21 protein-coding genes and 1 pseudogene are annotated in these 22,518 nt (G+C 70.0%); 13 read left to right on the forward strand and 9 right to left on the reverse strand.

Annotated elements, in window-relative coordinates:
• The first annotated feature begins 181 nt into the window (after positions 1–181).
• The 3 genes from ACIRG5_RS10010 (at position 182) to ACIRG5_RS10020 (ending at position 2,765) form a co-directional block, all read left to right on the forward strand.
• Positions 182–1,102, forward strand: a complete 921-nt coding sequence (locus ACIRG5_RS10010; protein ID WP_402902802.1) for an RNA polymerase sigma factor — start codon at positions 182–184, stop codon at positions 1,100–1,102.
• Positions 1,103–1,189: 87 nt separating this feature from the next.
• The gene (locus ACIRG5_RS10015; protein ID WP_402902805.1) at positions 1,190–2,080 is read left to right on the forward strand and encodes an alpha/beta fold hydrolase; all 891 of its coding nucleotides are present in this window, start codon (positions 1,190–1,192) and stop codon (positions 2,078–2,080) included.
• Positions 2,081–2,132: 52 nt separating this feature from the next.
• Positions 2,133–2,765 carry a DUF998 domain-containing protein gene (locus tag ACIRG5_RS10020; RefSeq protein ID WP_402902808.1) on the forward strand — a complete coding sequence of 211 codons (633 nt, stop codon included), beginning with the start codon at positions 2,133–2,135 and terminating at the stop codon, positions 2,763–2,765.
• Here the strand turns inward: ACIRG5_RS10020 and ACIRG5_RS10025 are convergent.
• Positions 2,762–3,703 carry a hypothetical protein gene (locus ACIRG5_RS10025; RefSeq protein WP_402902810.1) on the reverse strand — a complete coding sequence of 314 codons (942 nt, stop codon included), beginning with the start codon at positions 3,701–3,703 and terminating at the stop codon, positions 2,762–2,764. The genes ACIRG5_RS10020 and ACIRG5_RS10025 overlap by 4 nt on opposite strands.
• 225 nt (positions 3,704–3,928) lie before the next feature.
• Between ACIRG5_RS10025 and ACIRG5_RS10030 the strand changes: the two genes are divergently transcribed.
• Positions 3,929–5,128, forward strand: coding sequence for a peptidoglycan DD-metalloendopeptidase family protein (locus ACIRG5_RS10030; RefSeq protein WP_402902813.1), 1,200 nt, complete (start codon positions 3,929–3,931; stop codon positions 5,126–5,128).
• 39 nt (positions 5,129–5,167) lie between these two features.
• Here ACIRG5_RS10030 and ACIRG5_RS10035 read toward each other — a convergent pair whose 3' ends face one another.
• A complete protein-coding gene (locus tag ACIRG5_RS10035; RefSeq protein ID WP_402902816.1) occupies positions 5,168–7,498 on the reverse strand; it encodes an ATP-binding protein in 2,331 nt (776 codons plus the stop codon).
• Positions 7,499–7,646: 148 nt separating this feature from the next.
• On the opposite strand from ACIRG5_RS10035, the gene ACIRG5_RS10040 reads away from it, so the two are divergent.
• Positions 7,647–8,756, forward strand: coding sequence for a glycosyltransferase 87 family protein (locus ACIRG5_RS10040; RefSeq protein WP_402902818.1), 1,110 nt, complete (start codon positions 7,647–7,649; stop codon positions 8,754–8,756).
• Positions 8,757–8,805: 49 nt separating this feature from the next.
• On the opposite strand, the gene ACIRG5_RS10045 is transcribed toward ACIRG5_RS10040, so the two are convergent.
• On the reverse strand, positions 8,806–9,693 hold the full coding sequence (locus ACIRG5_RS10045) for a trypsin-like serine peptidase (protein ID WP_402902820.1): 888 nt from the start codon (positions 9,691–9,693) through the stop codon (positions 8,806–8,808).
• Between the two features lie 133 nt (positions 9,694–9,826).
• Here ACIRG5_RS10045 and ACIRG5_RS10050 point away from each other — a divergent pair, with 133 nt between their 5' ends.
• The 4 genes and pseudogenes from ACIRG5_RS10050 to ACIRG5_RS10065 all read left to right on the forward strand — a co-directional run.
• Entirely contained in the window at positions 9,827–10,099 is a 273-nt protein-coding gene (locus ACIRG5_RS10050) for a hypothetical protein (protein WP_402902822.1), read from the forward strand.
• Between the two features lie 100 nt (positions 10,100–10,199).
• Positions 10,200–10,526 carry a hypothetical protein gene (locus ACIRG5_RS10055; RefSeq protein WP_402902825.1) on the forward strand — a complete coding sequence of 109 codons (327 nt, stop codon included), beginning with the start codon at positions 10,200–10,202 and terminating at the stop codon, positions 10,524–10,526.
• Complete coding sequence (locus ACIRG5_RS10060; protein WP_402902828.1) at positions 10,519–11,691, forward strand: mannosyltransferase; 1,173 nt, start codon at positions 10,519–10,521, stop codon at positions 11,689–11,691. The genes ACIRG5_RS10055 and ACIRG5_RS10060 overlap by 8 nt, the downstream gene beginning before the upstream one ends.
• A 169-nt stretch (positions 11,692–11,860) precedes the next feature.
• A pseudogene (locus tag ACIRG5_RS10065) lies at positions 11,861–12,601 on the forward strand (glycosyltransferase 87 family protein); the annotation flags it as partial.
• Positions 12,602–12,816: 215 nt separating this feature from the next.
• Here ACIRG5_RS10065 and ACIRG5_RS10070 read toward each other — a convergent pair.
• Both ACIRG5_RS10070 and ACIRG5_RS10075 read right to left on the reverse strand, forming a co-directional pair.
• A complete protein-coding gene (locus ACIRG5_RS10070; RefSeq protein WP_402902831.1) occupies positions 12,817–13,911 on the reverse strand; it encodes a GTP-binding protein in 1,095 nt (364 codons plus the stop codon).
• Positions 13,911–14,924 (reverse strand): GTP-binding protein, encoded by a 1,014-nt coding sequence (locus ACIRG5_RS10075; protein WP_402902833.1) that lies wholly within the window; start codon positions 14,922–14,924, stop codon positions 13,911–13,913. Before ACIRG5_RS10075 ends, ACIRG5_RS10070 begins: the two co-directional genes overlap by 1 nt.
• A 73-nt stretch (positions 14,925–14,997) precedes the next feature.
• Here ACIRG5_RS10075 and ACIRG5_RS10080 point away from each other — a divergent pair, with 73 nt between their 5' ends.
• Genes ACIRG5_RS10080 through ACIRG5_RS10095 form a run of 4 tightly spaced genes read left to right on the forward strand, consistent with a single transcriptional unit; the run spans position 14,998 to position 18,113 of the window.
• Positions 14,998–15,615: a DsbA family oxidoreductase gene (locus tag ACIRG5_RS10080; protein WP_402902836.1), complete on the forward strand. Its 618-nt coding sequence runs from the start codon at positions 14,998–15,000 to the stop codon at positions 15,613–15,615.
• A gap of 1 nt (position 15,616) precedes the next feature.
• Positions 15,617–15,958, forward strand: coding sequence for an STAS domain-containing protein (locus tag ACIRG5_RS10085; RefSeq protein WP_402902839.1), 342 nt, complete (start codon positions 15,617–15,619; stop codon positions 15,956–15,958).
• A complete protein-coding gene (locus ACIRG5_RS10090) occupies positions 15,951–16,616 on the forward strand; it encodes a DUF1345 domain-containing protein (RefSeq protein ID WP_402902842.1) in 666 nt (221 codons plus the stop codon). Before ACIRG5_RS10085 ends, ACIRG5_RS10090 begins: the two co-directional genes overlap by 8 nt.
• Positions 16,617–16,673: 57 nt before the next feature.
• Positions 16,674–18,113, forward strand: a complete 1,440-nt coding sequence (locus tag ACIRG5_RS10095) for an MFS transporter (RefSeq protein WP_402902844.1) — start codon at positions 16,674–16,676, stop codon at positions 18,111–18,113.
• A 1-nt stretch (position 18,114) separates the two neighbouring features.
• Here the strand turns inward: ACIRG5_RS10095 and ACIRG5_RS10100 are convergent, their stop codons facing one another.
• The 4 genes from ACIRG5_RS10100 to ACIRG5_RS10115 form a co-directional block, all read right to left on the reverse strand.
• Positions 18,115–18,885: an MHYT domain-containing protein gene (locus ACIRG5_RS10100; RefSeq protein ID WP_402902847.1), complete on the reverse strand. Its 771-nt coding sequence runs from the start codon at positions 18,883–18,885 to the stop codon at positions 18,115–18,117.
• 120 nt (positions 18,886–19,005) lie between these two features.
• Positions 19,006–20,019, reverse strand: coding sequence for a B12-binding domain-containing protein (locus ACIRG5_RS10105; RefSeq protein WP_402902850.1), 1,014 nt, complete (start codon positions 20,017–20,019; stop codon positions 19,006–19,008).
• Complete coding sequence (locus ACIRG5_RS10110) at positions 20,016–21,476, reverse strand: PP2C family protein-serine/threonine phosphatase (protein ID WP_402902853.1); 1,461 nt, start codon at positions 21,474–21,476, stop codon at positions 20,016–20,018. Before ACIRG5_RS10110 ends, ACIRG5_RS10105 begins: the two co-directional genes overlap by 4 nt.
• 80 nt (positions 21,477–21,556) lie before the next feature.
• A complete protein-coding gene (locus tag ACIRG5_RS10115; protein ID WP_402902855.1) occupies positions 21,557–22,387 on the reverse strand; it encodes a PhzF family phenazine biosynthesis protein in 831 nt (276 codons plus the stop codon).
• Positions 22,388–22,518 lie beyond the last annotated feature (131 nt).

Below are 22,518 nucleotides of genomic sequence, written 5' to 3' on the forward strand. Positions count from 1 at the left end.
AGCCGGGGCCTGCACGGGACCGGGACGACGGCGGTGGAGCAGGCCGTCATCTCCGCTCGATCGAGGGGCCTGCGTCTCCAATCCTGCGCCTCGTGGCCCAAGAACACAGAAGTGATCTGGCATCGTTGGGTGAGCCGGACGCGCCCGCGCACGGCTCACCCAACGGTCGCAGGAGGATCGGTTGGCGCCGCAGCCGACTTCGGACGAAGAGCTCACCCGTGCCGCTCAGGCCGGTGACGTCACCGCGCTGGGCGTCCTGCTGGCGCGGCACGAGGCCGGCATGAGGGCGGTGGCGCTGAGCGTCGCCGGGCACGGTCCGGATGCCGAGGACGCCGTCCAGGACGCGATGCTGGTCGCGCTCAGCCGCATCGGCGACGTTCGGGAACCGGCGGCTGTCGGTGCGTGGCTGCGGATGATCGTGCGCAACGGGTGCCGCACGAGGCTGCGGTCGGCTGGTCTCGCGCGTCCTGTGGCTGATCTGGAACTGGTCAGTGACGAGAGTCCGGAGCGGATCGTCGAGCGGCACGCCATGCGGGACTGGCTCTGGCACGCGATCGGGGACCTCGCGCCGGCGTTGCGCATGACCGTTCTGTTGCGGCACTTCAGCAGGGCGAGCACCTACGAGCAGATCGCGGCCGTCTGCGGTGTGCCCGTGGGCACGGTGCGCAGCCGTCTGAGTCAGGCTCGCACCAAACTCGGTGCGGCGCTGGCGGCCACCGCGGCCGGCGCGCACGACGACGTCGCGGCACTGGCCGTGGCCAGCCGTGCGGAGGGGGTGGAGGCCCTGGACGCGATGCACAGGGGAGAGTTCGGCAGGGTGATGTCCGAGCGGTGGGCGCCCGAGGCCATGTTGTTCGACGGCCGCGAGCCCGTGGGAGGACGTGACTTCCTGGTCCGCGGTGCGGCCGGTGATCTGGAGGCCGGAGTCCGCCAGCGCTTCGTCGACGCGGTCGTCGGCCGGGACATCACGATCTGGGAGATGGACATCCTCAACCCCGCCGACGACCCGCGGCACTGTCCTCCCGCCGTGACCTGGGTGTTGTCCCTGGAGGACGGCCGCGTGAGCCAGTTGCGGCTGTTCCACCCGGCCGTCTCGTCGTAGTGGCGGCTGTCACACCCGACGGATCGAACTTTCGCCCGCTCTCGTGGTCTTGCCGGTGTCGTTGACACCACCTGATCGGAGAGCACCGTGAATCCCCAAGCACGCGACCCGCTGGCCCCCGGCACCCACACGACCGAGATCGGCGGAGTGGTCCAGCGCTACCACGTGCACGGCGACGGCCCGGTCTGCCTGGCACACCCCGGCGGCCCGGGAGTGTTCTGGGAGTACCTGCGCACGCCCGCCCTGGAAAGCCACCTCACGATGGTCTACGTGGAGCCGCTCGGCACGGGTGGCTCTGGCCGCCTCGACTCGCACCCCCACGGCTACACCCGCGACCGGTACACCGAGGCCGTCATCGGGCTGCTCGACCACCTCGGACTGCCGGCGGCGTACCTGCTCGGACACTCCCACGGAGGGTTCGTCGCGCAACGCTGCGCCCTGCGGCACCCCGACCGCTTCGCGGGCATCATTCTGTACGAGAGTGCGCCGCTGACCGGCCCTGAGCACGTCGCCGAGGCGATGGCCAAGGTGGAGATCTTCGCCGGCAGGAACGCGGACAATCCCGAACTGCCCGCGGTGCTCGCCGCGTTACAGGCGACCGGTGGCATCTCCGACGACGAGGAGATGACCCAGGTCCTCCGTGGACTGCTGCCTGCCTACCTCGCCGACTACTGGGGCAGGGAACCGGAGTTCGCCCCGCTCCGGGCGGCCATCACCGGTTCACACCTCTCCGGCCTCGACGAGCACCTCGTTCCCGACGTCATCGACGACCGGCAGGCGCTGGGCTCCCTCGCGGTGCCGGCCCTGGTGATCGTCGGCCGGCACGACGTCGTGTGCGGTGTTCGCTGGGCGGAGGAGCTCGACGAGCTGATCCCGGACTCCCGGCTCGTCGTCCTGGAGAACAGCGGGCACCTCGGCAACGTCGAGGAACCCGACGCGTTCGCGGAGGCGGTCCTCGCCTTCGTCGGCGAGCGGTAGCTCCAGAACGTCCGTCCGGCGCGGCGAAATGATCCATGTTCCACTCTGCCGCGTGGACGGGCGAACGCGGCTGGGCGCGGTGCTGTGGGTGTTGGTGGCGCAGTACTTCGTGCTGCTGTTCGTGGTGGAGGCGCGCTGGGAGGTCCCGTACAGCTGGCTGCGCAACGCCATCAGCGACCTGGGCGCGGCCACCTGCTTCCAGTCGGACCAGGTCGACCGCTGGGTGTGTTCGCCGTGGCACGTCGTCTCCGGTGTGTCCTGGACGCTCGCGGGTCTGTGCCTGGCCGCGGGAGCTCTGCTGGTCCGGCCGCTGTTCCCGGACGTGCGGACGGCCCGCGCCGGCCTGCTGCTCCTCGTCGTCACCGGTCTGGCCCTGGCCGTCGTCGGCCTGAACCCCGAGGACACCAGCCGCGCGCTGCACATCGCCGGAGCGGTCGTCGCCATCCCGGTGGGCGAGGTCGCGATGCTGCTGACCGGCCTCGCACTGGCACGCACCGCCCGGTGGCGGCTCCTGGGCCGCATCGGCGCCGGTGGTGCGATCGTCGCGGCGGTGGCCTTGGCGCTGATGGCGGCCCAGGTCGGCGGTCCGGCGCTGTTCGGCCTGTGGGAACGCATCGCGGCGTTCCCGGTGCTGCTGTGGGCGGTCGTCTGCGGCGTGGCGTTGCCGGCCCGGCCTACCGTCTAGGACCAGTCCCAGCCCATGCCGAGCACGCCGGGCCGCACGTCCTTCGCCGTCACGTGCAGCACTCGCCCCGGCGTGAGCGCGAGTTCGTCGCCGTGCACCAGCGTCGCGTCCACGCCGGGCTGTGCGAGGGCGTAGCAGCGGACCGGGAGGCGCGGTTCGGTGAACTGCACACTCGCCACGTACGTGCCCACGGGATAGCGGAACGCGCGGCGGTAGTCGTGTGACTGCGCGCCGGTCTCGGCGATGGTGAAGCGGTACTCCAGCAGGTGCGTCTGGCCCGCGCGCAGGCTTTGGTCGAACAGCAGCTCCACGGCGATCACCGGTGCTCCAGGGTGCCGTCGCACGCGTCCCAGCCGGCAGTCGCGCACGGCCTCCACGCCCAACGCGTCCGGTGGCGTGCCGTCGTCCGCGCAGTACACGGCCAGGTAGCGGTCGGGCTGGCCGGCCACCGCGCGCAGCACCTGTCTGGTGTGGATCGTGCGGAGCGCGCCGTGCTCGTCCACTGTGGCCGCGTCGTCCTGTGACCACAGGCGCAGGTCACCATCGGACGGGCCGACCAGCGCCCGCACGATCTCCGCGAGCGACTGCGCGGGTTCCAGCATCCGTCCGTAGTCGCGGGTCTGCTGCTGCTTCGACACCCACCTGCCACGCGGGCGCGGCGGCCCGAGCAGGGCTTCGAGGGAATGCCGGGGCAGGCCGAGGATGGTCTCGATGGCCTGCACCGCGCGCAGCGAGTCGGCACGTTCAGGACGGCTGCGGCCCAGTCGCCAGTAGCTCAGCGTGGACAGGCTGACGTGGATGCCCCGGCGGTCGAGACGGTCGCGCAGGCGTTCCAGGGTGAGGCCGCTGCGCTCGACGGCGGCCCGCAACGCCGCGTGGAACGGACCGGCGCGCAGCAACACGTCGACCTCGTCGCCGACGTCGGGAGGAACAGCCACCGCACACCCCTCGACTGTGGAGAAAACAGTTTAGAAGGCCGATCACGCCCGATATGACCGACAAAGGTAGGTATCCCTCCACAGTTTTGGAGGGCGTTCCACAGTGGTGGGTCACCTGCCGGAGGTGACCTTGACCGCGTCGGACCACCGGTATGTCATCGGCGCGGCGGCCCCTGCAAGAGCCGCCGAATCCCTGCCCTGTGCCGATTTCCCCCTGGAGGGCACATGTCCCGTTCGTTGTCCGCGCGGCGATTCGCCGCGCTGTTCTCCGCACTCGCGGCCGGTGCCGCGGTGCTGGTCGCGCCGTCCGCGACGGCCGCCGCACCCGACCTCGCCACGACTGTCCGCGCCACCATGCTCCAGCAGCACGGCGACGCGGTGAAACGTCAGTGGGACACGCAGACGTTGCGTGAACCGCTGTTCGAGCCGACTCGCACGTCTGGTGCGTGGGTGTTCGGCAGCACCACCATCCCGATGGCTCACGGTCAGGAGCACGGGGCGCCGCACATGGCGCTGTTCCTGGCCCGCAGGGAACGGTCCGCGTGGCGGGTCGAGCTCGACGGCACCGCCGGGTTCGCCGCTCTGGCCGCGCAGGCGCCGTCCGGCGTGCTCAGCGACGGCGAGAAGCGGACGTTCGCGGCCAACCAGAGCAACCAAGCGCTCGCGCCCACCGGACTCGGCCTGCCGTGGCCGGTGAACGTGGCGTGGTGGATGGGCGGCGGTCCGCACGGCAACAGCGGCAACAGCAGGCCGTTCAGCTCCATCGACTTCAACGGCGGTGACGGCCGCGTCCTGTCCGCGGGCAACGGCCGTGTGTACAAGAGTTGCATCGTGGGCCGCAGCGCGCTGGTGAAGGTCGTGCACGACAACGGTTACAGCACCACCTACTACCACATGTACAACCTGACGACGCTCGCCGACGGCAGCGCCGTGCGCACCGGCACGTACCTCGGCAACATCGGCAACGAGCTGCCGTGCGGCGGTTCGAGCACCGGGGCGCACGTGCACTTCTCGTTGCTGCGCGGCAACACCCACGTGAGCGTCAACGGGATGACGATCGGCGGCTGGACCTTCTACGAGGGCTCCCAGGCGTACGACGGCTACGCGCAGCGCGGCAGCACGCGCGTGTCCGTCGGCGGCAGGGTCACGAACTACGGCGGTGGCGGTACGACACTGCCCACCGGCACGGTCGACGCGGGTCCGAACACCACGGTGAACCTGCGGTCCGGCCCCGGTCTGAGCTACTCGGTCGCGGGCTCGGTCGCGGACGGCGCGGTGGTGTCCATCGCGTGCACCAGCCGCGGCGAGGCCGTCGAGGGAGTCTGGGGCCGCACGGATCTGTGGAACCGGCTCGAGGACGGCAAGTGGATCAGCGACGGTTTCGTCGACACCGGCTCGAACGAACCGGTGGCCTCGGCCTGCTGACCTGGCGGGTGCCGGTCCTGCCCCGGGCGGGACCGGCACTCATCTCAACGCCGCCACCAGTTTCGTCGCCGTGACGCGTACCGCGGGGGTGTCGTAGCGGTCGCACTCGGCCAGCGCCCGCACCCGGTACTCGCGGGCCTGCGCCGAATCTCCCGCGGCGTCGGCGAGTTCGGCGAGCCGGGCGAGGATCTCGACCCGGTGGTCGGAGAGCCGCGCCTCGCTCAGCGCCGCCAGCAGTTGTTCCCGTGCCTCGCCGAACCGGCCCTCGTCCATCAGCACCAGGCCGCGATTGTGCTGCACACGAGCCGTTCCCGCGGTGTTGGAGTGCCTGCGGAACAACGACTCCGCCTCGTCGAGGAGGTCCATCGAGGCGATCACCTGGCCCGCGTCCGCCAGGGTGGTCGCCAGGCGGATCAGCAGCATCGACAGCAGTTCGTCGTCGCCGTCCGCCTTGCGGTGCTGGTCCACGCTGCGTTGCTGCACCTCGGCGGCTTCGGTGAGGTTGCCGGAGGTGTGCAGCATCAGGCCCAGCAGGGAGAGCGCGAGGTTCTCGCCGATCAGGTAGCCGGCTCGCTGGAACTCCTCGACGGACCGGCGGCCCAGCGACACCGCTTTCTCCAGTTCGCCGAGCCGCCGCCGGATCGCCGAGCCGTAGTAGCAGTTCCACGCTTCGGTGAGGGTGTCGCCGATCGGCTCCGCCGCGGCCTCCTCGTGCACGGCCAGGGCCTCGTGCGGTTGTCCGCACAACGCGTACAGCGCCCACGAGAGGTAGTTCAGCTGTTCGGCGGCGTCCTTGGCGTTGCCCAGTTGCCGGGCCGCGTGAGCGCCCGCGGCGAAGACCTCGCGCCACAGTTCGCCGACGCCGTGCATGTCCGAGTACCAGTGCATCGCCTGCGCCAGAGCGAGAACGCGGTCGTGCTCGCCTCCAGCCGCGGCCGAACGCAGTGCGCCGCGCCAGTTCTCCAGCTCCAGTTCGAGCCACCGGGCCGCGGAGTCCCTGTCATGCACCGGTCCCGCACGGCCGGCGGGCATGTCGTGGTCGAAGAACAGGGCCGCTCCGGTGGCGGTGTCGAGGAGCCAGTGCCGCAAACGTGTGCGCGCCTTCAGCACGGTGGCCGGGTCGTCGTCGAGTTCGAGCCGTTCGGCGGCGAAGACGTGCAGCAGGTCGTGACGCGTGTAGCGGCCGGGCGTCTCGCTGATGCCGAGCAGGCTCGCGTCGGCCAGTTCCTCCAGCGACTCCTCGGCGTCGTCGACCAGAACGGCGGCCAGGGCCACGCTCACCTCGGGACTGGTGACCAGAGCCAGCCTGCGGAACAGAGTGGCGGCGGCGGGACCGAGCTGGTGGTAGGAGATCTCGAACGCCGCCCGCACCTGCAGGTCGCCCGCCCGCAGCACGGACAGCCGCCGCCGTTCGTCCTCCAGTTGACCGGCCAGGTGTCCGATCGTCCACTGTGGTCTGCTCGTCAGCCGGTTCCCCGCGATGAGCAACGCGAGCGGCAGGCCTCCGCACAGTTCGGCGACCCGTTCGGCCGCCTCCGGTTCGGCGTCGAGCCGTTCCGGGCCGGTGACGGCGCGCAGCAGTTCGACGGAGCGGTTCAGCGGCAACAACTCCAGCGGGAGCCGGTGCCGGGCGTCCAGGCCGGTCATGGTTCGGCGGCTGGTCAGCAGCACCAGCGTGCCGGGGCTGGAGGCGAGCAACGGCCGCACCTGCGCCTCGTTCTCCGCGTTGTCGAGCACCAGCAACACGGCCCGGTCGCGCAGCTGCGACCGGTACAGCGACAGCTTGTCGTCCGGGTCCGCGGGAATCTGTCGTTCGTCCACTCCGAACGAGCGCAGCAGCCGGTGCGCGGCCTTGTCCGGGGTCAGCGGCTCGTCGGTGCCGCGCAGGTCGAGGAACACGCAGCCGTCGGCGAACCGCGCGCCCAGGCGATGTCCCGCGTCGACGGCGAGCGCGGTCTTGCCGGCTCCGGGCGCGCCGTGGACCACGGCGATCTGCAGCCGTGACGACGACGCGGCGTCCGCGGCGAACCCGTCCAGGAGTTCCTTCTCGCTCTCCCTGCCGGTGAGCTCGATCAGCACCGGCGGCAGCGAACAGGACGTCACAGCGAACGGCGCGTCCGGGCGTTCCTCGGCTCCGGCCACCCGGCCGGTGCGGGCGAGCGAGGCGAACTCCGCTGCCTCTTCACCGACCAGCCCGAGCCCGCCCACCAGCAGTTGCACGGTGCGGAACTGCGGACTGAGCGTGCGCCCGCGTTCCATGTCGCTGATCGCGCGCGTGCTCAGGCCCGTGCGTTCGGCGAGCTCTTCCTGCGTCAACGGAACACGCGATCGATAGAAGCGGAGAAAATCCCCGAACGCGGTCGTGCTCACTGCGCTACCCCCCGACGTCTTCAGCGCATGGTGCTGACAGGTAGACGCCTGACACCAGGGTAGCGCTGCTTCCGAACCACATTTCTGCCGGAACTTCTGCTGGTTGTTCAGCAAGGTGAACCTTCCCGGCCGAAATTAGCTTCGAGGTGTGTCCCTCGCGTACCCAGTGCGGCTCGGTGCTGCGCTCTGGCCGGCCGCCCTGGCGTGGCTGCTGTTCACCTGGTCCGATCACTACCCGATCGACCTCGACGTGTACCGGCTCGGCGGCCTCGCGTGGCTGGAGGGCCGCCCGCTCTACGTCGGCTTCACCGGCCCGCCGCTCGATCCCCAGCTGCCCTTCACGTACCCGCCCATCGCGGCGGTGCTGTTCAGCGGCCTGAGCCTCGTGCCGGGCGGATGGCACAACCTGCTGGTGGTCGCGGCCGGCTTCGTCGCGCTCACCGCGGTGTGCGTGGCGGTGGCGGGCAAGGTCCGTCCTGATCTCAAGTGGACGGTCGGCCCGCCGGCCGCGATCGGCGCGCTGGCGCTGGACCCGGTCTGGACGACCTACGGCTACGGCCAGATCAACCTGTTCCTGCTGGCGCTGGTCGTGGTCGACGTCCTGCTGGTGACCGGCAAGCGCCGGCGTGGCGTGCTGATCGGCGTCGCTGCGGCGATCAAGCTGACGCCCGCGATCTTCGTGCTGTACTTCATCGTCAAGCGCGACTGGCGGGCCGCCATCACGTCGATGGCCACGTTCGCCGGCCTGGTCGTCGCGGGATTCCTCATCGCACCAACGGATTCGTCGCAGTACTGGCTGCATTCGCTGCTGGACCCGGATCGCATCGGCGACATGTCGTTGTCCACGAACCAGTCGATCCGCGGTCTGCTGCGCGGATTCGGCCTCGCGCCCGGCGTGGAGACGCTGCTGTGGGTGGTGCTCGCCGCCGCTGTGGTGGCCACCGCGGTCTTCGTGGCCCGGCGGACCCGCGACGACCTCGTCGCACTGTTCGTCATCGCGGCCGCCGGACTGCTGGCCTCGCCGGTCTCCTGGCTGCACCACTGGGTGTGGTGCGTGCCGGTGCTGATGTTCCTCGTCCTGCGCGGCCACTGGTATGCCTTCGCCGCCGTGTTGCTGGTGTTCGTGACGCGGCTGCACGAGTTCGACACCTACGTGTGGCTGACCGTCATCGCGTTGGGGCTGCTGGCTTTCAGGCAGGCGACACGGACGTCAGCTCCACCGACGATCCCCGCGACAGTTGGCCACTCGGCCGGCTGACAGTGGTCGTGTGACCGCCCTCGGCCTGCGCGGGCGTGCCGTTCGATCGTCAGAGGTCGTCCGCGCTCACGTACAACGCCCGCACGGCGTCGGTGAGCTTCGCCGCGCTCAGGTCCGTCGTGACCAGGTCGCCGTTCATCGTGCCCCGGCTGGTCACCCCGAAGATCGTGCCCCGGCCCGTGATCGGGTCGAACCCGCGCAACCACGGCCCGCCACTGGACCCGCCCGCGAGGTCGCAGTCCGTCTCCCACGCCGACATGACCGAGTTGACCTTCAACGTCGCCGGCCGCACGCACGACAGCAGCGCCTCGCCGCGGTCGAGCGCCGACACCGGATAGCCCAGCGTCGTCTGGCCGACCGGCGATCCCACCTCGTCGAACGAGATGTCCTGCGCGCCGGCCACGTCCTGCACGTGCCGGCCGTCCACCGGGTCGAGCGCGATCACCGCGTCGTCGTCCAGGCCGCTCATGGGGCCGCTGTAGGTGTCCGACCAGGCGAAAGCACGCGCCACGAACACCCCGTGCGGACGCGAGCCGTGGTCGTAGCCGGGCACGAACACGACGTTCAGGATCTTGATCGGGTCGTCCCAGCGGTCCAGGCCGCCGTTGACGCAGTGCCCGGCCGTCAGCACGACGTCCCTGGTCGCGCTCGGCACCACCGTGGCCGTGCAGGAGTGGTCCTCGCCCGTCGAGGTGGACGTGAACAGCCGGCCGACGCCCGGCGCTGTCCCCTCGTACGGCTTCGAGATCTGCTCGGCAGGGGGGAGATCGCCGTCGCCGACGGCCTTCATCCGTTCCGGCGTCCAGTGAGCCAGTGCGGCGGCGCGGTCCGGTTCGGACACCTTCGTCACCACCTGGCCCGCCGCGGCCTGGGCCGGGGACGCCACCAGGGCCGCCGCGAGGATCACTCCGGACGTGCTCAGCGCTTTCCAGATCATGATCGGGTGACGTTCCACAACGGATCTGAGTTGCGTGGGCTGCGAGGATTCAGCCCGTGGAGGAAGAACCCTGGTCGAAGGCCACGCTCCGGCTGTGGGCGGGTGAGATGACCGTCGCGGAGATCGGCGCGCCTTGAAGATCGATGGTGCCGAGCAGATCGACGGGCTCTGGTGTGTCGACGCTGACGGTGACGACCTGCATCTGGGCGACCTGCTGAAGCTCGTCGAGGCGTTGCTCGCGGAGCACCGGGAAGCGCTGGTCCAGGTCGCGGCCGGGTGTGACGTGGACCTGTTCGTCTCGTGGTCGCCGAAGGACGGGCAGGACTCGGTCTGCCTCGGCCCGGACCTGATCAAGCTGCTCGGCGAACTCGGCGCCCACGTCGTGATGGACACGCACACCGGCTAGCGGAACCTCCCGAAGAACCTGATCTTCCAGCCCGTCTTCGTGGCTCGCGTCGCCCTTGCGATCACCTCGTGGCAAGAGACGTCAAGAGGGTGTGGAAACGGTGAGACGCGCCGCGATCGCGTTGCTCGCCGCGTCACTGCTCGCGCCTTCGGTGCTGCCGTGGTACTTCACGTGGGCGCTCGCGTTGGGAGCGACGTTCGCGTGGAAGGACCGCCGGATCGCCGTGCCGGCGGGTGTTTCGGTGTGGATGGTGCTGGTCACCCTGCCGGACGGCACGATCGTCGCGCGCTGGACTTACGACTCCATGAACCCCTGGGTGTGGTGGCCGTACCTGGCTGCCACTGTTGTGGCAGGGATGTGGGTCGGGCGGGCGCTGCTGCACCCGGTGCGCCAGCCTGCCCCGGTGGCTGGAGGAACCGGTGAGTGAGCAGCGTGTGCTGAGGTTCGCGCCGTTGGTGTTGTGCCTGTCGTTGGGCGTCTACGCCGCGACGGCGAACTGGGGGATGATCGACCTCAAGGTGTACTGGAGCCTCGCTCCGAACGTGCTCACCGACGAGCTCTACTCGATCACCATGCCGTTCACGGCGGACTTCCCGCTGCCGTTCACCTATCCGCCCTTCGCGGCGCTGGTGTTCCTTCCGCTGTCGGCGTTGCCGTGGCTCGCGGCGAAGATCGTCTGGCAGGTGCTGTCGCTGGTCTGCCTGTGGTGGCTGGTGCGCACGGCGCTGAAGCTGCTGGCGGACGAGGCCGAGCAGCCGTTCGACGGGACGTGGCGGCGCCGCGCTCTGTTGTGGACGGCCATCGCGCTGTGGTTCGAGCCGGTGCGCAAGACCCTCGACTTCGGACAGATCAACCTCGCCCTGATCGCCGGGACGTTCGCGGCGATGGTCGCGACCCGGCAGGCCGTCGCGGGACTCGGCGTCGGTGTCGCGGCCGGGATGAAGCTGACGCCGGCGATCTCCGGCCTGTACTTCCTGGTCACCCGCCGGTGGAAGGCCGCGCTGTGGTCGCTGGCCGGCTTCGCGATCACCGTCGCGCTGGGCTTCCTGGTGTCGGCCGGGGACTCGTGGCGCTACTGGTTCGAGCTGCTCGGCGCGGCCGACCGGGTCGGGCCGGTGGGCTCGGTGATCAACCAGTCGTTGCGCGGCGCGTTGTCGCGTTCACTCGGCTACGACGTCGAGATGTCCTGGCCGTGGCTGCTCGCGGTGGCGGTGTCCGTCGTGCTCACCGGCTTCGCGTTGCGGGCCGCGGTGAAGGCCGGGGACACGCTGGCGGCCGTGATCGTCGTGCAGCTCTTCGGGCTGCTGGTCTCGCCGATCTCCTGGAGCCACCACTGGTTGTGGGTGATCCCGCTGGTCCTCTGGCTCGTGCACGGGCGACGGAATCCGGTGCTCGCCGGAGTGTGGGTGGTCGCGGTCGCTTCGGACGTCATCACGATCCTGATCAACCTGCAGCCGTCCATCTGGGAGATCCCGAGACCCTGGCCGCTCGCGGCGCTCGGCTGGGTCTATCCGGCGCTCGCACTGCTCACCCTGGCGTTGACGCCGAAGCTGCTCGACCCGATCCCGAAGGCAGAACGTGTTGCGACCTGAGCCCCTCGCGAAGATGGAACGGCGGCTGCTCGCCGTCGCCCCGTTGCTGCTGGCGATCTCGATACTCGCGCGCACGTGGATCATCGTCACCGGTTTCGGCACCGAGTCGATCGACCTGTACGTGTACTGGTCGCTGGCCCCGCACGTGCTCGAAGGCGACCTCTACCAGATGGTGTCGCCACACTCGCCGCCCGACTTCCCGCTGCCGTTCACCTACCCGCCGTTCGGCGCGCTGGTGTTCCTGCCGATGACGTGGCTGTTCTGGGGCGCCGCGCAGTGGGGCTTCCGCCTGCTGACCGTGCTGTGCCTGTACTGGCTGGTGCGCGTGGCGCTGCGGCTCGTCGCGGGGGAGTCGTGGACGGCCGGCGCTCGGGTGTGGCGGCAGCGGGCGCTGCTGTGGACCGCCGTGCTGCTGTGGATGATGCCGGTCTTCCACACCTTCGAGTTCGGCCAGATCAACCTGCTGCTGGCCGCGGTCGTGCTGGCCGCGCTGGTGGCCCGCGACTCGCGCGTCGCGGGAGCGGCGATCGGCCTGACCGCCGGGGTGAAGCTCGTGCCCGCGATCTCCGGCCTGTACTTCCTCGCGACCCGCCGGTGGAAGGCCGCGGTGTGGTCGGTGGCGGCGTTCGCGGCGAGCGTCGGCCTCGGGTTCCTGGTGAACTTCGAGCAGGCCAGGCAGTACTGGTTCGTGCTGTTCGGCGATCCGGACCGGGTCGGGCCGATCGCGACCGCGCACAACCAGTCGTTGCGCGGCGCGTTGTCCCGCAGCCTCGGTCACGACGTCGGCGTGTCCTGGCCGTGGATCACCGCCGCCCTGGTGTCGATCGTGATCGCGTTGCTCGCGCTGAGGGCGTCGGTCCGGGCGAACGACGCGCTGATCGGCGTGCTTTCGGTGCAGTTCCTCGGGTTGCTGCTCTCGCCGATCTCCTGGGACCACCACTGGGTGTGGGTGGCGCCGCTGCTGATCTGGCTGGTGCACAAGAAGATCGCGCCGTGGGTGCGCAACACCCTGCTGGCGCTGTGGGTCCCGGTGATGTTCCTGGACGTGATCGCGTTCCAGCTGGACCGGCAGCCGACGATCTGGACGATCAGCCGGCCCGGCCGGCTGTCGCTGGCCGGCTGGGCCTACCCGGCGTTCGCGCTGGTGACGCTGGTCGTCATCGCGTGGTCGTGCAGGTCGCTGAAGTCCCACTCCGGCAACGGATCGGCGAACGTCCGCCACACCTCCGGCCCTGCCGCGAGCTCGGAGTCGGTGAGCAGCGCGGGATCCAGGCGCTGAGCGGGCTCCGTCACGTCGAGGTCCACCCCGATGAACACCAACTCCTGGCGTGCGCTGGGTGCGTCGAGCAGCTGACCGGGTTCGATGACGAGGTTGGGACCGGCCTGCGACCACACGGCCAGCACGTCCGGCCTGGACGCGATGTGGCAGAAACCCTTGCTGCGCAACACGCCTTCCCAGTCCGCCAGCGCCTCCACGAGCCGGGCGGGGTGGAACGGCCGTGACGCGCGGTAGGTGACGGACCTGATCCCGTACTCCTCGGTCTCCGGGGTGTGCCCGCCGGCCAGCTCCTGAGCCCAGCCCGGTGCCTGCGCGGCGGTGATCGGGTCGTACGAGCCGGTGCCGAGCACGTCGGCCAGTTCCACGACGCCGTTGCGCGTGTGCAGCAGGCGGGCGGACGGGTTGAGGCGTCGCAGCACGGCGTCGAGCGTCGCGAGCCGATCCGCGGTGACGAGGTCGGTCTTGTTCACCACCAGCACGTTCGCGAACTCCACCTGGTCCACCAGCAGGTCCGAGACCTCACCGGCGGCCAGTCCGCGCAGGAACCCCTCCGCGTCCACCAGCGTCACCATCGTGTCGAGCCGCGCGTGATCGGACAGGCTAGTGCCGTCCTCGAAGGTCCAGTCGAACGTCGCCGCCACCGGCATCGGCTCGGAGACGCCCGTCGACTCGACCAGGATCGTGTCGAACCGGCCCGAGCGCGCCAGCTCGCCGACGCTGTCGAGCAGGTCCTCCCGCAACGTGCAGCAGATGCAGCCGTTCGTGAGCTCGACGAGGCGTTCGACGGTGCGGTCGATCAGCGCCGCGTCGATGTTGACCTCGCTCATGTCGTTCACGATCACCGCCACCCGCCTGCCCTCGCGGTTGGTGAGCACGTGGTTGAGCAGCGTCGTCTTGCCGGAGCCCAGAAAACCGGACAGCACGGTCACGGGGGTGCGCATCAGAGTTCCAGCTCCTCGTGCCACTCGGCGAACGGGTCGGCGAAGTCGAGTTCGGTGATCAGTCCCAGTTCCTCGTCGGTGACCAGGGCGGACCGCAGCTTCGCGGCGATCTGAGCGGCGTCCGCGGAGGTGGTGATCACGACGAGCTCCTGATCGCGGTCGCCCTCCCACGGCCCCAGGTTGCCCACGCGCAACCCGCCGCCCGCGGACTCCAGCCACAGCGCCGCGTCGGGCTGGCTCGCCACCCACACCCGGCCGCGCACCCGCACCACGCCGTCGAGCAGCACGTCGATGCAGTTGTGCAGTCGCATCGGGTGGAACGGGCGCCGGTCGGTGAAGTGGACGACGGACACGCCGTGCGCCGGTTCCAGCGACGGCCGCCCGTACAGCAGCGACCCGAAACCGTCGTCGATCTCGCCGCGCCGTGCGTCGACGGGAATCGCGGCGAGCAAGGAGACGACGTCGAGTTCGGACAGCTGCTGACGCGGGGCGTCGGGGGAGAGCCGGTCGAGCACGGCGGTGAGCACCGGGTCGCCCGGACCGGTCAGCACCAGCGCGTCCGCGAACTCCGCCTGTCCGACCACGACCTGCGCGACCATCCGCTCGTCGCCCTCGGCCGCGCGCATGCCCCGGTCGGCGAGCGAGTCGGCGCCGGTCGCGTCGTCGAGCCAGGTGGCGGTGTCGACGACCGTCACGACGGCCTCGATCTCCACCTCGGTCCCACTCAGCGCGAAGCAGACGGCCTCCGGTTCGAGCATCGGGTCCAACTGCACGATCACGCGCCCGTCCAGCCCTTCGAGCAACGGAACGAGGTCCAGCCGCAACGTGCACGAGACGCACCCGTGCGCGAGCTCCAGGACGGTGAGCCGGCCGTCCGCCCACCGCCGCACCACCCCCTCGGCCAGGCTGCTCAGATCATGCCTGACCAGCGACGACTCCGGTGACGCCCGCCAGAGTTCGTCGGCCACGTCGTGGTGGGTGAACCCCGCTACCAATACGACTCGTGCTGCCATGGTCCGCAGCCTACATGACAACGATTATCGTTTCTGAAGGGACGGCGCGGGCGGGGCATGACATGATCGAACGATGCAGGTCGAGTTCTGGGCTGACGTCATTTGTCCGTGGTGCTACATCGGCAGGGCGCGCTTCGAGAAAGCGCTGGCCGGTTTCGAGCACCGTGCGGAGATCACCGTGGTGCACCGCGCGTTCGAGCTGGATCCCGCCAAGACCGGCGTCGAGTCCGTGCAGGACATGCTCGCCGCCAAGTTCGGCCCGCGTGCCGCCGAGATGGAGGAGTCCGTCGCCCAGCTCGCGCGCGACGAGGGCCTCGAGTACCGGCTCGACCGCGAGGTCGGCAACACGTTCGACGTGCACCGGCTGCTGCACCTGGCGGGGGAGAAGGGCATCGGGCACGAGGTCCTCGACGCCGTGCTGCGCGCCAACTTCGCGCAGGCGCGTTCGCTGTTCACGCCGGAGTCGCTGACCGAGATCGCCACCGAGGCCGGGCTCGACGCCGCCGACGTCAAGACCGTCCTCGAAGACCCCGCCGCCTATGCCGACGAGGTGCGCGCCGACGAGCAGCGCGCTCGTGACATCGGCGTCTCGGGCGTGCCGTTCGTGGTCGTCGGCGAACGTGTGGCCGTGTCCGGCGCCCAGCCCGTCGAGCTGTTCGGGCGCGCACTGACGCAGGCTTGGGAGGCGTGAGATGGACGAGGCACTGTTGAAGGTCGAGTCGGAGCAGCTCCCGAACGCCGTCGTGCTGCGCGCCGAGGGCGAGGTCGACTCGTACACCGCGGATCTGTTGCGCGCCAAGCTGACCGAGGCGTTCGGCGTGGGTCTCCCCGTCGTGCTGGACCTCAGCGACGTCGAGTTCTTCGCGTCCATCGGACTCTCCGCGCTCGTGGAGTTCCACCAGCGCGGCGAGGACAGCGGCATCCCGTTGCGCCTGGTGTCGCCGAGGGGAAGCGTGCTGCGGGCGCTCAAGGCCACCACCCTGAACGAGACGCTGGACCTGTACCTGGATCTGGACGCGGCCTTGCATGGCTGACCTGCCGTCCCGCCCGATGCCGGACGGTGTCGTGCTGGATCGCACCAAGATCGTGGTCGCGGTGGCGGCAGGTCTCGTCAGCGGCCTCGCCGTCACGGTCACCGGCCACGGCGAGTTCGGCCTGCTGGTCGGCTGGGACGTCGCAACGCTCGTGTACCTCGTGCGGGCGTGGATGGTCATCTGGCCGATGGACGCCGAGAAGACCGCCCAGCACGCCGTCCGCAACGACCCGACCCGCCGCGTCGCCGAGGTGGTGCTGCTCGTAGCCGCGTTGGCGAGCCTCGTGTCCGTGGGCTTCGTACTAGCCCGTGCGGCACACACGACCGGCGCGTCCGAACTGCTGCGCGTCGGCCTCGGCGTGCTGTCCGTGGTGCTGTCATGGGCTGTGGTGCACACGATCTTCACGTTGCGCTACGCCCGGCTCTACTACTACGGCGCGGACGGCGGCATCGACTTCAACCAGTCCGAACCGCCGGACTACGGCGACTTCGCGTACGTCGCGTTCAGCATCGGCATGACGTTCCAGGTGTCCGACACGAGCCTGTCCGGCCGCGAGATGCGCCGCACGGCCCTGAAGCACGCCTTGCTGTCGTACCTGTTCGGCACCGGTGTGCTGGCCACGACGATCAACCTGGTGGCGAGCATCAGCAGCCAGTGATCAGAACGCCCCATGTGACGTTCTTATGCTGTCGGTACTACTACCTTGGGGGTAGCGGTGCTCGAAGCACTCAAGATCAGAGATTTCCGGTTGCTGTGGACCGGGCGAGCGGTGAGCCTGCTGGGCTCGTGGCTGCTGGTGATCGCCATCCCGGCGCACGTTTACGCGCTCACCGGTTCGCTGCTCGCGACCGGCCTGACGCTCGTCGCCGAGTACCTGCCGCCGTTGCTGCTCGGCCCGATCGCGGGCGTGCTGACCGACCGCTGGGACCGCAGGCGGGTGATGATCGCCGCGGACCTGTTCCGCTCGCTGGCGGTCACGCTGATGTTGTTCGCCACGGCCGGGCACTCGCTCTGGCTGGTCTACGCCGCGCTGATCGCCGAGAGCACCGGCGCCGTGCTGTTCCGCCCGGCCGCGCAAGCGCACATCCCGGTCGTCGTCGGCACGGGCAGCGGGCTGAGCAGCGCGAACTCGCTCAACGCGTTCACCGACGGCACGGTCCGTCTCGTCGCGCCACCGCTCGGCGCCGCGATCATGACGCTCACGAGCTTCCAGGCGCTCATCTGGATCGACATCGCGAGCTACCTCGTCTCGGCGGCCGCGATCGCGCTGACGACCCGCCGCCGGGGTTCGGTGGGGAAGCGGGCTCCGGTCGATCTCGCCGACGGGTGGAAGGTGCTGCGGAGCTTGCCGATCGCGGTGGTGCTGCTGCCGTTGACGGCGATCTTCCTGGCGGCCAACGCCGCGCTGAGCGCGCTGCTCGTGCCGTTCGGGATCCAGGAACTCGGTGGCACCGAACAGATCGGGCTCGTCGTGTCCGCGCTCGGCGTCGGGTTCCTGCTCGGCGCGGTGGCGATCCGCAGGCTGGTCGACCGGGTTCAGCCCCGGTATCTGCTCGCGGCGACCCAGCTGGCGACCGCTGTGGCGTTCTTCGTGCTCTTCAGCTCGACCTCGTTGGTCGTCGCGTTGCCCGCCGCCGTCGCGATCGGCGTGTTCGGCTCGATGACCCTGGTGACCCCGCAGACGGCTTTGCAGCGGGTGGTGCCGAACGAGGCACTCGGGCGGATCAGCGCGGTCTTCCTGTCGGCGGAGGCGTTGGCGACGTTGATCGGCGCGCTGGCCGGACCTCTGCTCGCGCAAACGTTGTCGCTGCACGCTGCCGTGGTGGTCGCCTGCGCCGTCACCGCGGGCGGGGCGCTGGCGGGACTGGCGTTGTGGGACCGCTGCGGCAGAATGAACGGCGTGCCGGACAAGCTGACCGTCGACCTGCACCCGATCTTCCGCAGCGACCAGGACATCGCCCAGACCGTCCGCGCCGTGCTGTTCCGGGCGGCCGGGCAGAAGGTGCCGCTGGTCGAGATCATCACGGGCAAGGGGTCGGGCAAGCTCAAGGCCCGCGTGCTAGCGATGCTGAAGCAGCCGCACGTCAAGAAGCTCTACCGGCGGGTCGAGGTCGCGCCCGGCAACGACGGCATGGTGCTCGTGCACCTCAAGTAGCTCAGCGTTCGCTGGTCCGCCGCATGACGCGGGCGAGCAGCTCGGCCTCCTCGCTGCCTTCCTCGTCGTTGGACGTGAGGGCGAGCAGGAAGATGATGATCACGCTGACACCGGCGCCGCCGATGATCAGCGACGTGATCAGCTCCTGCGAGTTGCCGACGACGATCGACGCGCTGTGGTCGTGCGCCATGCTCATCGCGTACATGCCGGTGTAGTGCATGCCGGTGACGGCCACGCCCATCACCAGGGCGGCGCCGATGACGGCGGCGAAGCCACTGACCTTCCGCGTGAACCACAGCGCGACGGTCGAGGCGACCACGGCGATCACGATGGAGACCGCCACGAGGCCGATGTTGTAGGAGACGTCGGCGTTGATCACGATCGCGGCCATGCCGGTGTAGTGCATCGCGGCGACGCCGAGGCCGGTGACGAGCCCGCCGGCGGCGAGCGGCCAGAAGCGCGTGTCGCCGTCCACGCCGTAGCGCCGCACCAGGAACAGGCCGGCGGCCACCACCACGATGGCGACGACCATGCTCAGCAACGTGATCGGGATGTCGTAGGAGACGTTCGCGCCCATCCAGGTGCCGAGCATCGCGGTGAAGTGCATGCCCCAGATGCCGAGCCCGCCGATCGACACCGCGGCCACGGCGATCCACCAGTTCCGTGTCGTCCTGTTCGCGTTTCGCGCGCGTTCAGCGGACAGGAGACCGAGCACCGAGCCGAGGACCGCGACGACGTAGGCAGCGATCGGTGTGAGCGTCCCCATGTCCATGGCGGAGATGAAAACATTTCGAATCTATGCGACACAAGACCGCAGTGGACACTGGTACCAGGGAAAACGTTGTGCGATCAGGCGAACACACCGAGTGTGCGTTGTCCGTCCACAAAGGAATCACACGGGCAGTGACCGATCGGGTGCAGCGAGCATCCGCTGGGCGCGTGGAAAGTCCCGAAGTTGTACTGAGAGTAGGTCCAGTGCGGGTTCCAGCACCTGCGCCGGCACCCCGCGGGCGTTGAGCACCTCGCCGGTCCAGGAGAGGAAGTCGCGGAACAACGAGTCGTCGTCCACGTACAGCGCGGTCGCCAGGTACTCCACGATGTGCGCGAGATCCTCGGCCGTGTGCTGCCGCTGTTCGTCGGTGTAGGACCCCATGGCGGGCACTCGTTCCTCAAGGCCGCGGTACACCGACCGCACGAGGTCGCGGGCGCTGCGGGTCACCAGCGTGTACTCCTGGTCCGCGAGGTGCGGCAGGTCGTCGACGGGCTGGTGCGGCGCGGACGGCGGCCGAATCGTTTGGGACAGCAGCATGTCCGCGGCGGACCGGGCGTCGGCGGCCCACGCGTTCGCACCGAACCGCCGCGCGTACACGCCGTCCACACCGAACGCGGCGCCGCCCACCATCACCGGCACACCCGTCGCCTGGCACGCCGTCATCGTCGCGTGCGCCACCGGCAGCCGGGTCGCGATCGAACTGGACAGCGCCACCACGTCCGGACTCGTGCGGTGCAGGTACGTGATGAGGTGCGGCGCCGGAACCTGCGCGCCCAGGTAGTCGACGGCGAAACCGCGCAACGCCAACACTTCCGCCAGCAACCGCGCGGGCAACGCGTGCCACTCGCCGTCCACGCACGCCACCGTCACGCGCCCGTGGGTCGCTTCCCGGCGGGGCCTGGTGATCGACAACGCGGAGACCGCGCGGTCGTTGATCGCCGTGATCGCGTGCTCCTGCGCCACGCTGATCCGGTTCGCGGCCCACTCGCGGCCGACCCGGTGCTGCACCGCGCCGACCACGTCGAGCAGCACGACCTCGTGGCCGTGCTCGGCGGCCGCTTCGAGCACCACGTCGGTCGCGCGGTGCTCGTCGCCGTCGAGCGCGGCCTCCCACAGGGCGTCGACCGCCTTCACGAGGACCTCCTGCGGGGCGCGGTGATCGCGAGAACCGCCATGTCGTCGTGCGTGCCGCAGCCGACCCATTGCGCGGCGAGCATGTGCACGTGTTCGACCAGTGCCTCGGCAGGCATGCCGCCGCAGGCCGTGAGAGCGCGGCGCAGGCGGTCCTCGCCGAACTCCTCGTCGCCCAGCGGGCCGCCGTTGGCCTCGGTGATGCCGTCGGTGTAGAGCAGGCACGAGTCGCCGGGCGCCAGCAGGACCTCGTCGGTCGCCGTCACGATCCGCGGCAGGATGCCGACGAGCGTGCCCTTGGTCCTGGCCGCCTCGACCGTGCCGTTCGCCCGCACGATCAACGGCGGCAGGTGCCCGCCCGAGGTCAGCGTCACCCGCAGACCTTCGTCGACGGGCCGCACGGTGCCCACGACCGTCGTGATGAAGCGGGACTGGTCCGTCGTGAGCAGCGCCTGGTTGAGGGCGTGCAGCACCTTGTCGTGGTCGGTCACCACCTGCAGAAGCGCGTGCACGGCCGTGCGGACCTTGCCGGTCTGCGCCGCCGCGTCGAGTCCCTTGCCGCACACGTCGCCGAGCACGACGAACAGCTCGTCGTCCGGCAGTTCGTGCACGTCGTAGAAGTCGCCGCCGACGCGTTCGGTCTCGCCCGCCGCACGGTAGCGCCCGGCCAGCTCGACCTTCTCGTAGCGGCGCAGCACGGGCGGCAGCAGGTCACGCGTGAGCCGATCGGTGATCACGGCCTGCTGGGTGAACAGGCTCGCCGCCGAGATGGCCACGCCCGCCCGCGAGGCGAACAGCCGCGCGAACGTCTCCTCGTCGTCGGTGAAGTGCTTGTCCCGCCGGATGAGTATCAACGCGCCGGCCGGCACGCCGTGGCCCGGCAGGGGAGTGACGACGATCGACACCACGTCCTGCGCCAGCCAGCCCGGCGCCGCGGTCGGGTCGATCCAGCGCGACGGCACCGGCGGGAAACCGCGCAGCGCCTCGCTGAGCCCGACGACCTCCTCGACGTCGACGTGCTGCAGCTCGTACGTCGGCGACTCGCCGCGCAGGCAGCGCGTGACGGGGTGGCCGTGGTCGGACTGGGGGGCGATCACCAGCGCCTCGTCCGCGAGGTGCGCGGCGGCGAGTTCGGCGACGACGGTCATGCACCGCTCGGGGTTGAGCGACGTCATCAGGGCGCTGGACATCCGCGACAGCAGCGCGGCCCGTTCCCGTTCCAGCAGCAGGTCGGTCTCGTCGAGCAACCACCAGGTGACCGAGCCGTCCTCGTTGTCGACCCGGTGCGCGGCATAGCTGCGTTCTGCGACGTGCACGGACTCGCCGTGCCGCCACTGAGGCGGTACGACCTGTTCCGGGAAGAGAGACTTGGCTGCGTCGTTCATGCCGTGCACCGCACCGACGGCGTCAACGACCAGCGCGGGACACGGCGAACGCAACCAGCTCGAAACCGTGACCACGACCCGAGTGTCTCACCAGAAGCCGATCAGGAACAACGTTTGACACGCCCGCGAAGTGGGTACGGATCCTCAAAGGACGATCACAGCGCCACCTGTCCTGTGACGCCGACCACGGTGTTCCCGCCGACCCAGATCTCGCCGCCGGCCTGCGAGAGGTGGACTCGCCCGCGGCGCCCGAGCACGGTGCCCTGGGCCGCGACATAAGTCTGCGGTGCGATCCCCGCCGGAATCAACCACTGGGCGATCGAGGCGTTGAGGCTGCCCGTCACCGGATCCTCCTCGAACCGGCCGCCCTCGTCGACGAACGCCCGCACCTCGAACGCCACGTCGGCACCATCGGGGTGCGGTCCGACCACCCCGATGCCCGTGAACTCGCCGAACCGCTGGTGGTCGGGCCGCACCGCCAGCACGTCGGCCGCGGAACGCAGCAGCACCGCGACCCAGCCCGGCCCGTTGTCGGCCCACTGCGCGTCCACGATCTCCTCCGGCTCGATCGCCAGCGCCGCCGCCAGGTCGCCCACGTTCTCCACCGGTCCGCCGCGCAGGAGCGGGGGAGCGGCGAACGCCAGCCGGGCACCGTCGCGGCGCACCTCGACCAGCCCGGCGCCGCACTCCTGCACCAGCCGATCGGGGTCGCGCGGGGTGTTCCCGGCGGTCAGCCACGCGTGGGCGGATCCGAGCGTCGGATGGCCCGCGAACGGCAACTCGCGGCTCACCGTGAAGATCCGCACCCGGTAGTCGGCGGCGGGGTCGGTCGCAGGCAGCAGGAACGTGGTCTCGGCGAGGTTCGTCCAGTTCGCGAACGCCGCCATCTCCGCCGTGGACAGCCCCTCGGCGTCGTGCACGACCGCGAGCGCGTTGCCCTTCGTGAACTCGTCGGTGAACACGTCGACCTGACTGAACGTCCGCATGAGGTCAACCTACTGTCAATGGGGTCGTTCGACGTCTGACCGCTCGGCAAGGTGGCGGTGGCACACGTGGTGCGGTCCATTTATCGGCTCTTAACCTCAAATGCCTGTCCTGCCTGCAATGACGGAGGCGA

The sequence above is a fragment of the Lentzea sp. NPDC102401 genome, from assembly GCF_044765805.1.
Classification (GTDB): Bacteria; Actinomycetota; Actinomycetes; order Mycobacteriales; family Pseudonocardiaceae; genus Lentzea; species Lentzea sokolovensis.